Here is a 12284-nt window from a genome sequence, read left to right as displayed (position 1 = left end):
AATCGAAAATAAAAACCGGATGTCAAAGTCCGGTTTTTTATTATCTATTTATTATGTAATAGATAGCGGTGTGCAAAGAAGAGAGCACTGACGCTGCGAGCTTCAGTGAAGTCTGGATGGTCGAGTAAGTCCATCATTTTTGCGATAGGCCAACGTATTTGAAGCAGTGGTTCAGGTTCATCACCTTCAAGTTGCTCTGGATAAAGATCATGTGCAATAACAATGTTCATTTTGCTAGAAAAGTAAGACGGTGCCATAGAAAGCTTTGCAAGCTCTATTAATGAGTGAGCACCATAGCCAATTTCTTCTTTTAGTTCGCGGTTCGCGGCTTGTAGGGCATTTTCACCAGGATCGATAGCGCCTTTGGGAAAACCAAAATCGTAATTTTCGATACCTACGGCGTATTCACGAATAAGAATAAGATGGTCATCAATAATAGGAACAATCATAACGGCTTCACGATTAGCAGGTTTCATTCGCTCATAAGTACGCTTTTCTCCGTTACTAAACTCTAGATTAACGGATTGGATCTGAAATAATCGAGAACGGGCGATGTTATCAACGTTTAATATATTGGGTTTTTTTAGTTTTTTCATAACAGCCCCTGGCAGAATAGAGATTAACCTGAATTTAACACATTAATGACAAAATAAATCTAACAATTAGATTTAGCTTTTAAAGGAAAATTGAGTACACTCCGCTATCAAATCTTGTTATTTATTGATTTTTTGAGAATATTATTATTTATTGATTCGCTATTTTACCCGAAGATAGCATTGTTAGCAGATATAAACTTGATAAGAGATATAAATTATAACGCGGCAACAAGAATATAATCTATTGTATTTAAATAAAAAATAGAACAAAAGAATAGGAATTGCCTTATGTTAGGCAGGGTTTTAAATTTGTTATTGTTACTACGCAGCATCAGTATAAGCATGGGGAAAAAATGAGATTATCAGTCATTATATTGGCTATCTTTATGATAAGCCTATTTATAATGGCCGCCTTTCTATTCTTTAAAAGAAGGCGGCTTGATGGCTCACATCATCTCCCATCTTTAGCTAAACCTACTTATCGCAAGCTCACTTCTGATGACTATGGGCTTATTAGTGATTATTTATCTTATTTTGGCACATCTGATTTCTCTTCTGGCTATTCATTACAAAACTTCCCCGATATGCCAATTAAAGGTGAAGTCGTTACTACATTAAGAAATATCGTTAATCGCTTTGCGGGCTCTAGTGAAGGATTAAATCATTGGCGTTACTATATTGATGCCGTAGAAATTCATATTCCCCCACTGCTTGTTCCTTATCTTCAGCAAGAAAACGTTCTTGATGTTGTCTGCACCCCTTCGATCCCCATCGTGGTTGGTGTGAATGGCCATTTCTTAAAAGATGAAAAAATTCATTTTTCTGCTTTAAGTTTAAAGCAGCTTTCTGAGCCTATATTGGCAAATGGTTCATCAACAATTCAAAAGAACGAAGGTGATGCTGCTCACTTATTACAAATCCGCGAAGAAACAAACGAAGAATATCGATTACATAACTCATCTGGTTTTTGGGATGGCTCTTTTGTTTGTCTTGGGTTGACGCTGTGCTTAACAGCCTTAATGATGCCTCAAGTTTTTCTTCCTTGGATCCTAGCTACCGGTGGTGCTTTTTTGGCTGTTGGTGTTTTTCTGATCCACAATCCTTTAATTAAGCCACGTAAACAAGAAATCCACTGCTTTAAGGGGCGTTTAAAGCGTTGGGGGCTTTTTGGCAACTTTGATCATGGACAGGTAAAAAATGTTTCTTTAGGGGGGATTGATCTCGTTTATCCGCCTCATTGGGAGCCTTATATTCAAAGTGATATTGATAAGGTAACTTATTTAGAAATGTATCCAAATCATCATGTAGTAAAGCAAGGAAACTACCTTTCATTGCATGATGAAGAGAAAAATTATCCATATAAACGCTATATTAAAAATATTATCTTCGTTTTTTGGAGCCTGTTTATTATTGGCATGTTGTATCTTTATCAACCTCTTTCTCTTTCAATGAAACTCAGTTTTTCATGGTTTAAAGATACAGAACCTCATTTAGTCACTAATTTTACTGAGTTAGAAACAACTGATTTGCATGTAGGAGACATTATTCAAGCGAAAGGGGTTGGGATGTGTTACATGCCACCTAATTTATCAAGTAAGAATAATAAAACTATTTTTGCACCTTTTGATTGTTCAGGAATTTACTGGAATAACAGTAATCCAATGCCAATGCCTGAATCGAGCACGATAGAAAAAGCTGCTGCATTATTGCATATGGTTGAAGAACAATTACATCCCGTTTCTAATAACCGAGTTAACCCGAGTTTAGGCCAAGCGATTACTAAGTCCGGGATGAATCTGTTAGATAATTTTGATGGCATTGTGTTGAAAACACAGGATTTATGCCCAAGAGAAAATGAGTGTATTCGCCTTAAGATGGCGTTAGTTAACTTAAGTAATGTCAATGATTGGGCTGCATTAGTTCAACGAGCTGAAAGTGGTAAATTAACTGGAACCAATGTTTTATTACGTGCTGTGAGTGCTGAGGCCTTGGAAAAGCTTATCGACACCACCACATCTTCTTTTATCTACCGAGAAATAGATAAAGCCGCAATACTGCTAAACAGTCCTCCACCGGGTGGCGTGCTGTTAATCAGTGATGAAAGAAAACAGCTTGTTGATTACGCTTCAAGTTCAAACTCCGTGTTTGAGCCTACTCCGTTAGAACAGTGGCGCGAACTACAACGTTTATCCGATATTTTATTACATACACCTTTTGATACAGGTGGCGTAATAACCGGCATGGTTATTGATGCGAATGGCACATTACAGATATTTTTACATAGCCTGCCCGATTCAATGACAATGTTATATTACATCGGGAATACGTTATTATTGTTTATCGCTATTGGGTTCTTAATATTGAACCTATTTCTTATCATCCGGCGTCGGCGACAAAATAACCAACGCATGAATAAAATCAGTCTCTACTATGAGCACTGTTTTTATCGCCCTCCTCAGTAAGTCCCTTGTTGTGGAAGGCTATGTGTTTACACTATCGCCTTCATAAAGAAGTTGAAGTTAAGGAGAAAGGGATGAGTCAACCATCGCAAGAAAGTGGCGTCCGTTTAGATAAATGGCTTTGGGCTGCACGTTTCTATAAAACGCGCGCAATCGCTCGCACAATGATTGAAGGTGGCAAAGTTCACTACAATGGTGTGAGAGGTAAGCCAAGTAAAATCGTTGAAGAAGGCGCAGAAATACGCCTACGACAAGGTAATGATGAACGGACAGTAACCATTCTTATGGTCAGTTCACAACGACAAGGTGCTACCCAAGCTCAGGCACTTTATTGTGAAACACCAGAGAGTATTGCTAAAAGAGAAAAAATTGCTCTAGCAAGAAAAATGAATGCGTTAACTATGCCTCATCCTGAACGTCGCCCTGATAAAAAGGAAAGACGCACCTTACTTCGCTTCAAACAGACAAATTTACAAGAATCGGATTAACCGATTCCCTGAAATGAGAGAAAATCATGTCTAAAAAAGACTCTTTATCACGTTTTTTATTTGAAAAAAACGCGGTACGTGGCGAATTGGTCAATGTGACTGAAACCTATCAATCAATGCTTGAGAATCACCATTATCCTGAGCCAGTTCAACACCTTCTGGGTGATTTACTGGTGGCTACCAGTTTGTTAACAGCTACGCTTAAATTTGAAGGTGATATTACGGTTCAAATACAAGGTGATGGCCCTGTGCGATTGGCAGTGATCAATGGAAATAACAATCAACAAATGCGTGGTGTTGCGCGTATTGGGGATGATGTTAAAGCGGGTAGTACCTTAAAAGAGATGATCGGGAATGGTTTTATGGTCATTACGGTAACACCTGAAAAAGGTGAACGTTATCAAGGTATTGTTGCTCTTGATGGTGAAACTATTGAAGCCTGTATTGATAACTACTTTAAGCAATCAGAACAGTTACCTACGCGCGTATTTATTCGTAGTGGTATGCAAGCGGGCAAACCAGCTGCTGCGGGTATGTTATTACAAGTATTGCCGGCATCAGAAGAGTTCACCGCAGAACATACTGCTGAACATTTTGAATTGCTCACACAGTTAACACATACAATCAAAGCTGAAGAGCTATTTACGCTAGATACTAAAGAGATCTTACATCGCTTATATCACGAAGAAGATGTCACTCTTTATGATCCTCAAGTTGTTGAATTCCATTGCACTTGTTCGCGTGAACGTTGTGAAAATACATTAGTAACATTGTCGAAAGAAGATGTGAACCACCTGTTGCAAGAACAGGGAAATATTGATATGGAATGCGAATATTGTGGAACACATTACATCTTCACTGAGAATGATATTAATAATATCAATAAATTGTATGGCTCTGAATTGCACTGATTCGATTTAGCAAGACTATTTTATCTAAAGGACGCTATTTTGCGTCCTTTTTTATTCAACAATTTTTCTGTAGTTTTGTGCATTAGCTCTCGTTCTTAACATAAAAAAATTATAAATTTTCAAAATATTGATAACAATCGCTGTTAATTACTCGTAACACCTTAATATTATTCGTAGAAAGGTCTATTTATCAGGAGCGAAACTATGAGCGTTAAAGGTCTTACCCCTAAGGATCTCCAGCAGTACGGTATTAAGGACACGAGCGAAATCATTTATAACCCAAGCTATGAGCTGTTATTTGATGAAGAAACCAAGCCAGGATTAACAGGTTACGAGCGAGGCACACAAACCTCGTTAGGCGCTATTGCCGTTGATACAGGTATATTTACTGGACGTTCTCCGAAAGATAAATACATTGTTCGTGATGATGTTACTCGTGACACCGTATGGTGGGCTGATCAGGGTAAAGGTAAGAACGATAATAAGCCACTTTCACAAGAAGTGTGGACTGACTTAAAATCATTAGTCACTAATCAGCTATCAGGCAAACGTTTGTTTGTTGTTGATGCGTTTTGTGGTGCGAATGCTGACACGCGTTTAAAAGTGCGTTTTATCACAGAAGTTGCTTGGCAAGCGCATTTTGTTAAAAATATGTTTATTCGTCCTGAACAAGAAGAGCTGGAAAATTTTACACCAGACTTCATTGTGATGAACGGAGCGAAATGTACAAATCCAAATTGGAAGGCACAAGGTCTGAATTCAGAGAACTTCGTTGCTTTCAATTTAACTGAACGCATTCAGTTAATTGGTGGTACTTGGTACGGTGGCGAGATGAAGAAAGGTATGTTCTCTATGATGAACTACTTCCTTCCTCTTAAAGGTATGGCTTCTATGCACTGCTCCGCAAACGTTGGCGAAAGTGGTGATGTTGCTATTTTCTTTGGTCTATCTGGTACAGGTAAAACAACTCTTTCAACCGATCCTAAGCGTAAGCTAATTGGTGATGATGAGCATGGTTGGGATGATGACGGTGTGTTTAACTTTGAAGGTGGCTGTTACGCAAAAACAATCCACTTATCAAAAGAAGCTGAACCCGATATCTATGGTGCAATTAAACGTGATGCACTGTTAGAAAACGTGGTTGTGTTATCTGACGGCTCTGTTGATTTCGACGATGGCTCGAAAACAGAAAATACCCGCGTTTCTTACCCTATTTATCATATCGATAATATCGTTAAACCTGTTTCCAAAGCAGGTCACGCTAAGAAAGTTATTTTCTTAACAGCGGATGCTTTTGGTGTGCTACCTCCTGTTTCACGTTTAACACCGGAACAGACGCAATACCACTTTTTGTCAGGTTTCACCGCTAAACTAGCGGGAACTGAACGTGGTGTGACAGAACCGACGCCAACATTCTCTGCTTGTTTTGGTGCAGCATTCTTATCTCTGCATCCAACACAGTACGCTGAAGTATTGGTAAAACGTATGCAAGCATCAGGTGCAAAAGCCTACTTGGTTAATACAGGTTGGAATGGTACAGGTAAGCGTATTTCAATTAAAGATACACGTGCGATTATTGATGCCATCCTAAATGGTGATATTGATAAAGCACCAATGAAAACATTACCAGTGTTTGATTTAGAGATCCCAACTGCATTGCCTGGCGTTAACAGCGAAATATTAGATCCTCGTGATACTTATGCGGATAAAACCCAATGGGATATCAAAGCAGATGATCTTGCCGATCGCTTTGTGAAAAACTTCGATAAATATACGGATACCCCAGCAGGTCAAGCATTGACTAAAGTTGGACCAAAACGTTAATTACTATTAACGTAAATAAAAATATAGTGTGAATAAAAACACCAAACTCATAGGATGTGATTTTGGTGTTTTTTTATTTTTGAGATTTTAGAGAAAAAAAATCCCTGAAATGCGAGAAGATTTCAGGGAATAGAAAAATAAAGTGAAATAGGTTATTAGAGAAAAAGTGGCTTTAGAGGGTGATAACCCAACTATGCTGTTACAGGAGGTAAGTCAAACAGCAAGATTTCACTATCTTCATCACCAACGAAACGGATCATATCTTCATTAGCAATGGCTACACCATCACTGGTGGTCGCAATAATGTCATTAATCGTTATTTTACCTTTCACAACTTGTAGCCAAACATGGCGACCAGCTTCGGCTTGATATTGTGCTTCTTCACCTTTTTTCAGGTTCCAGCGCCATAACGTCATATCTTGGAAGACTTTTAAAGAGCCATCACGGGCATCTGGCGATAAAATAAGCTGTTTGCTTACTGTCGTATCAAAACGGCGTTGATCGTAACGTGGTGTGATACCGACGGTGTTTGGCATAATCCAAATCTGGTAAAAATGCAGTCCTTTATCACTATTCGGATTATATTCTGAGTGAGTAATACCTGTACCTGCACTCATTATTTGAAACTCACCCGCAGGAACATTTTCTTTATTACCCATGCTGTCTTTATGCTCGATATTACCTTCAAGCACATAGGTTAAAATTTCCATATCTTTATGTGGGTGAGTACCAAATCCTTCACCGGGTATGACGCGATCTTCATTAATAACTCGTAGTGCAGAAAATCCCATAAAGTCACGATCGTAATAATTTGCGAAAGAGAAGGTATGCCAGCTATCTAGCCAACCATGATTAGCGTGTCCTCTTTCATTTGCTTTGCGTAGATAAATCATAATGTGTTTCCTTCTCTGAAGTTGTTGAACACAGTTTACTCAATAGCGCAAAGTAAAAAAGCGGAGGAATTTAACCTGAAGATCCAAATAATTTGAATAAGAGGAAACAAAAACATCGAATAAGTTCTAGAAAAGAAAAAGCCAGCACCCGGCTGGCTAAAGTAAAACACTGGAAGCAATGTGAGCAATGTCGTTCTTTCATATGACCCTGAAGGTGGTGCATCTGAAAGTGTTATTAATGATAATAGTTCTCAGTATCATTTGTAAAGCCCTTTTTTTAAGCAAATTAGAAAAAAGAGTCAAAAAAGTCTTAACTCACTGATTAACGAGTTATTTTATTTTAATAATTTTTTAAAATATTAATATAACCAAATAGTTAACAATATTCTTTATAGGGTCATTTATAGGAAAAAGAAGAGAAAATGCGGCATAAAACCAGATAAAACGAAGGGATATAAGGTATTTTTAATCATTACTAAGAAATACAAGAAGGAAAAGCCATCACTGATTGATGATGGCTGGTTTTTATTATGTATGACTTATAAGTTTAAAGAATTATGAAGCCAATATTTATAACTTTACTATTTGCAAATTTATTCATTATTGCTCAACAAAAGTCGATTTTGGTGTAGAAATAAGGCTCTGTGCACAGGCATAAGCTGAACTCCATGCCCACTGGAAGTTATATCCTCCTAACCAGCCTGTTACATCGACCACTTCCCCAATAAAATAGAGTCCTTTTACTTTTGTGGCTTCCATTGTTTTAGAGGATAGGGCTCGAGTATCTACGCCACCCAGTGTGACTTCTGCGGTACGATATCCCTCAGTACCATTGGGTTGCACTTGCCATTCTTGTAGTAACGTTGCAATTTGCGTAATACGATCGTTATTAAGTTGAGTCAGAGAAACATCAGGTAACTGTTTATTTTCTATCATTATTTCAATAAAGCGCTTTGGTAATAAGCGAGAAAGCGTATTTTTTAATGATTGATTTGGATGCTCTTGACGTTTTTCTTGTAGAAAGCTTTCAAGATCAGTATTCGGAAGTAAGTTAATACTCACATACTCACCTGATTGCCAATAATTAGAGATTTGCAAAATAGCAGGGCCAGAAAGACCGCGGTGAGTAAAAAGAATGTTCTCTTTAAAACTCGTTCCATTCTTTGCTGTCACAATAGCGGGTACAGCTACGCCTGATAGCTGACTTAATTGCTCAAGTTGAGGTTTATGCAATGTAAAAGGAACCAATCCTGCGCGCGTTGGTAAAACTGAAAGCCCAAATTGCTCTGCAACTTTATAGCCAAAAGGGGTGGCACCTAAACCGGGCATAGAAAGACCCCCACTGGCAATAACCACCGAAGGTGTCGTAATAGCTTTTCCATCAACCCAAACAGTAAAGCCTACATCTGTTTTCTCTACTTTCGTGACTTCACTACGTAAGCGAACACTTACTTTTCCTTTTTGGCATTCAGTGAGTAATAAATCAACAATTTGTTGTGCTGAATCATCACAAAATAGCTGCCCTAGCGTTTTTTCATGGTAGGCAATGTTATGTTTTTGCACTAATTCAATAAAATCCCATTGTGTATAGCGAGCGAGTGCTGACTTACAGAAGTGTGGATTTTCTGATAAATATGCCGAAGGTTCGATATACATATTGGTGAAATTACAACGTCCACCACCTGACATTAGAATTTTACGGCCTGCTTTTTTACCATTATCGAGGACTAAAACAGATAATCCTGCTTGTCCTGCTAAAGACGCACAAAAAAGCCCTGCGGCACCTGCACCTATAATTACTGTATTGTATGATCCCACAATGATGTCTCGTTCTTGGTTTTCTCTGACTACTTAATCAATGATTTTCGCGTAAGATCAGAGTGTTTTTGTAAAATTATATGGAGAAATCTGCATTTTTCACCTAAATTCGTATTAGCAAGGAAAAAAATTGTCAGAAATTTACTTTTTTTTTATTTTTATTAATTAAATGATATATAAGGAATTATCTTAAAAAGGCTCTGATTTTCTTGGTTATCAAATCAAAAAAAGGTTAAATTTCGCTTCCACCGTTCGCATTTGTCGCTGATAATGCGCCGCGTTCATGTCCAACTAACTGGCTTAACGTCTATGCTACATTTGTTTACTGACCTAGAATTTCATACAGGTTTAATGTTGGTTCTAGCACTGTTATTTGTGCTATTTTATGAAGCTATTAACGGCTTCCATGATACCGCAAATGCGGTAGCAACTGTTATCTATACTCGTGCTATGCGTGCGCAATTTGCGGTCGTGATGGCGGGTGTATTTAACTTCCTTGGAGTTTTGCTCGGTGGATTGAGCGTAGCTTATGCTATCGTTCACTTGTTACCGACAGATCTTCTGCTGAATGTGAGCTCGGCTCATGGCCTTGCCATGGTCTTCTCGTTGCTGTTAGCCGCCATTATCTGGAACTTAGGTACATGGTATTTCGGTATTCCAGCATCAAGTTCACATACGCTGATAGGTGCTATCATTGGTATTGGTTTGACAAATGCTATCGTGACAGATTCGTCTATCGTTGACGCATTAAACATACCAAAAATGATCAGTATCTTCCTATCACTCATTCTTTCACCAATTATCGGCTTGGTTATTGCAGGCGCGATGATTTTCTTACTACGCCGTTACTGGAGTGGTACGAAAAAACGTCGTCGTATTCACCTGACACCAGCTGAACGTGAGAAACAAGATGGTAAGCGTAAGCCGCCATTTTGGACTCGTACTGCACTGATTTTATCTGCAGTTGGAGTAAGTTTCTCTCATGGTGCAAATGATGGGCAGAAAGGTATCGGTCTTATCATGTTAGTATTAATTGGCGTAGCGCCTGCGGGCTTTGTCGTCAATATGAGTGCGAGCGGATACGATATCACCAAAACTCATGATGCAGTTGTACACTTACAACAATATTATGAGAAACACCAGCCAGCGCTACAGCATGCTATTGAGAATACACCAGTAGTACCAGCACAAGCTGATGCTAATGATACAGATTTCCATTGTAATAGCGCAAGAACGCCAGTTGTTCTGAATCAAACAGAACAAATGCTTGCAAATATTAGCTCTTATGATGAGCTAACAGCAGACCAGCGTGCTCAAATGCGCCGATTACTTATGTGTATCGCTGATACCGCAACAGAAGTGGCTAAACTACCAGAAACTAGCACCCAAGATGCACGGTTCTTAAAAACATTGAGTCGTGACCTGCTAAACACAGTGGAATATGCTCCAATTTGGATCATTATCGCAGTGGCATTAGCGCTCTCTATCGGGACAATGGTAGGTTGGAAACGCGTTGCAGTAACAATTGGTGAGAAGATCGGTAAAAAAGGTATGACTTACGCTCAAGGGGTTTCTGCTCAGGTAACAGCAGCAGTTTCCATCGGTGTAGCAAGTTATACGGGTATGCCTGTATCAACAACACAAGTTTTATCATCTGCGGTTGCAGGTACCATGATTGTTGATGGTGGTGGTGTTCAATCGAAGACAGTGAAAAACATTGCACTGGCTTGGATCTTAACATTACCAGTTAGCATTGGTTTATCAGGTTTACTTTATTGGATATCACTGACATTTATTGTGAATAGCTGATAGCAGTAATTTACCCAAGTTTGTTTATAAACGGTGACTTTTAGTCACCGTTTTTTTGTTTTTGTCACTACCAGAAAAGCATCGCAATTAAACTTGCGACAGCCAAAATACAAAAACGGCTAACAAGATAAAATTGCCGATAAATTCGCTCGCAACGCATAATAACTTCAGGATTATGATGGTTGATGTATTGGCGTTGGTTAATATAGCGGATAAGTCGCAACTGTTTTGAAAATTGCCCGTGCATAGTAAAAAATCCATTGCCATCTACCGATTGGTAGAGCAAAGGATCAGATTGGCGCAATATGGTGAGTAATACCCGAATAGATGAGAAATAACGCACCATATTAATCAGGCAAAGAATACATAGCGCCCAAAAGACAACAATGACATTAAACATAATCCCCTCCCTAGAATAATAGATTCTGAGATGAGAAAACCTTTACCAACAAAGGTTACTTTTTTCTCTAATTTAAGTTTAGGTGAAATTAAGCAATAAACAAAAGTGACTTTTTCAAGTTGTTTCCTTTTTCAGAAAAAAAGATAAAAAATAACTCTAAAAGGGTGTTTTTGTTGTTTTTTATACTCAATTCTCATTATTATGATGATATTGTCGGTGAATGACATCGTGCTAATCTAAAATGGTGTATATTGTTATTTATCGATAGATGCTTTCTTGATGAATTTGACATAAGTTGTGATCAAGGCGACATCTAACTTTCATCTTAAAACGTTATATTTAATACATAGGATTTAGGCTTAACCGCCTTTCCAACCGATTAATCAGCTTATGGAAGGAGTTCACGATGGCTTATAAGCATATTCTAGTGGCAGTTGATTTATCCCCTGAGAGTAACGTCTTAGTACAGAAAGCTGTATCTATGGCAAAACCCTATAATGCCAAAGTTTCCTTAATTCACGTTGATGTTAACTACTCTGATCTTTATACCGGTCTAATTGATGTCAACCTCGGTGATATGCAACAACGTATTACTGATGAAACCCGTAACGCGTTAAAAGACCTCTCTGATAAATCAGGTTATGAAATTCAGGAAACCCTGAGTGGTAGCGGTGATTTAGGTCAAGTTCTGGTTGATGCGATTAAGAAATACGATATGGATTTAGTCGTTTGTGGTCATCACCAAGACTTCTGGAGCAAATTGATGTCATCAGCACGCCAACTAATTAATACTGTGCATGTTGATATGCTAATTGTTCCTCTGAAAGATGATGAATAATAATTGCTTGCTTGTTTAAGCAAAAAAAATGCCTGCATATGCAGGTATTTTTTTGCTTAAAATTCCCATTTTTCCTGCTGTTAAATAGAGTCAACCTTTTTTTTTTGTCTAATTATGAAAAAAATGTCTTGAAGTGTGAATACATTTTAATGATATATTCAAGAAGCAAAACAACATCGACCTCACAAAACCCAAAAATATTCCGAATAAATGAGGTTATGCCAACATCACATTACACAAAAAAGGAA

General features: G+C 38.1%; 10 protein-coding genes. 6 read left to right on the top strand and 4 right to left on the bottom strand.

The genetic code is table 11. The annotated features are described in order from the left end of the window. Window positions 1-44 precede the first annotated feature (44 nt). Window positions 45-596, bottom strand: a complete 552-nt coding sequence (nudE, locus tag GTH25_RS17565; protein WP_075672592.1) for an ADP compounds hydrolase NudE — start codon at window positions 594-596, stop codon at window positions 45-47. Window positions 597-949: 353 nt separating this feature from the next. Here nudE and umoB point away from each other — a divergent pair, with 353 nt between their 5' ends. The 4 genes from umoB (at window position 950) to pckA (ending at window position 6278) form a co-directional block, all read left to right on the top strand. Then, on the top strand, window positions 950-3058 hold the full coding sequence (umoB, locus tag GTH25_RS17560) for a flagellar biogenesis regulator UmoB (RefSeq protein WP_075672591.1): 2109 nt from the start codon (window positions 950-952) through the stop codon (window positions 3056-3058). Window positions 3059-3129: 71 nt separating this feature from the next. Further along, on the top strand, window positions 3130-3543 hold the full coding sequence (gene hslR / locus GTH25_RS17555) for a ribosome-associated heat shock protein Hsp15 (RefSeq protein WP_072068950.1): 414 nt from the start codon (window positions 3130-3132) through the stop codon (window positions 3541-3543). A gap of 26 nt (window positions 3544-3569) precedes the next feature. Further along, on the top strand, window positions 3570-4454 hold the full coding sequence (gene hslO / locus GTH25_RS17550) for an Hsp33 family molecular chaperone HslO (protein ID WP_156734355.1): 885 nt from the start codon (window positions 3570-3572) through the stop codon (window positions 4452-4454). A 204-nt stretch (window positions 4455-4658) separates the two neighbouring features. After that, the gene (gene pckA / locus GTH25_RS17545; protein WP_075672589.1) at window positions 4659-6278 is read left to right on the top strand and encodes a phosphoenolpyruvate carboxykinase (ATP); all 1620 of its coding nucleotides are present in this window, start codon (window positions 4659-4661) and stop codon (window positions 6276-6278) included. Between the two features lie 191 nt (window positions 6279-6469). Here pckA and GTH25_RS17540 read toward each other — a convergent pair whose 3' ends face one another. Together GTH25_RS17540 and GTH25_RS17535 are read right to left on the bottom strand one after the other, a co-directional pair. Next, window positions 6470-7171, bottom strand: a complete 702-nt coding sequence (locus GTH25_RS17540; RefSeq protein ID WP_023583128.1) for a pirin family protein — start codon at window positions 7169-7171, stop codon at window positions 6470-6472. Window positions 7172-7771: 600 nt separating this feature from the next. Beyond that, window positions 7772-8989, bottom strand: coding sequence for a BaiN/RdsA family NAD(P)/FAD-dependent oxidoreductase (locus GTH25_RS17535; protein WP_075672588.1), 1218 nt, complete (start codon window positions 8987-8989; stop codon window positions 7772-7774). A 309-nt stretch (window positions 8990-9298) separates the two neighbouring features. Between GTH25_RS17535 and pitA the strand changes: the two genes are divergently transcribed. Continuing rightward, window positions 9299-10798, top strand: coding sequence for an inorganic phosphate transporter PitA (pitA, locus tag GTH25_RS17530; RefSeq protein ID WP_075672587.1), 1500 nt, complete (start codon window positions 9299-9301; stop codon window positions 10796-10798). A gap of 67 nt (window positions 10799-10865) precedes the next feature. Here pitA and uspB read toward each other — a convergent pair whose 3' ends face one another. Further along, entirely contained in the window at window positions 10866-11198 is a 333-nt protein-coding gene (gene uspB / locus GTH25_RS17525; RefSeq protein WP_075672586.1) for a universal stress protein UspB, read from the bottom strand. 406 nt (window positions 11199-11604) lie between these two features. Here uspB and uspA point away from each other — a divergent pair, with 406 nt between their 5' ends. Continuing rightward, window positions 11605-12036, top strand: coding sequence for a universal stress protein UspA (uspA, locus tag GTH25_RS17520; protein ID WP_023583131.1), 432 nt, complete (start codon window positions 11605-11607; stop codon window positions 12034-12036). Window positions 12037-12284: the final 248 nt, after the last annotated feature.

This window comes from Proteus terrae subsp. cibarius (assembly GCF_011045835.1).
Classification (GTDB): Bacteria; Pseudomonadota; Gammaproteobacteria; order Enterobacterales; family Enterobacteriaceae; genus Proteus; species Proteus cibarius.
Note: the sequence above shows the minus strand (reverse complement) of the source record. Positions and strands in the feature narration are given on the sequence as shown.

Excerpts from the sequence above, each read along its gene's own strand:
- umoB (WP_075672591.1), top strand. The coding sequence starts at position 950 with ATGAGATTATCAGTCATTATATTGGCTATCTTTATGATAAGCCTATTT.
- GTH25_RS17540 (WP_023583128.1), bottom strand. The coding sequence starts at position 7,171 with ATGATTTATCTACGCAAAGCAAATGAAAGAGGACACGCTAATCATGGT.
- hslR (WP_072068950.1), top strand. The coding sequence starts at position 3,130 with ATGAGTCAACCATCGCAAGAAAGTGGCGTCCGTTTAGATAAATGGCTT.
- uspA (WP_023583131.1), top strand. The coding sequence starts at position 11,605 with ATGGCTTATAAGCATATTCTAGTGGCAGTTGATTTATCCCCTGAGAGT.
- pitA (WP_075672587.1), top strand. The coding sequence starts at position 9,299 with ATGCTACATTTGTTTACTGACCTAGAATTTCATACAGGTTTAATGTTG.
- uspB (WP_075672586.1), bottom strand. The coding sequence starts at position 11,198 with ATGTTTAATGTCATTGTTGTCTTTTGGGCGCTATGTATTCTTTGCCTG.
- pckA (WP_075672589.1), top strand. The coding sequence starts at position 4,659 with ATGAGCGTTAAAGGTCTTACCCCTAAGGATCTCCAGCAGTACGGTATT.
- hslO (WP_156734355.1), top strand. The coding sequence starts at position 3,570 with ATGTCTAAAAAAGACTCTTTATCACGTTTTTTATTTGAAAAAAACGCG.
- nudE (WP_075672592.1), bottom strand. The coding sequence starts at position 596 with ATGAAAAAACTAAAAAAACCCAATATATTAAACGTTGATAACATCGCC.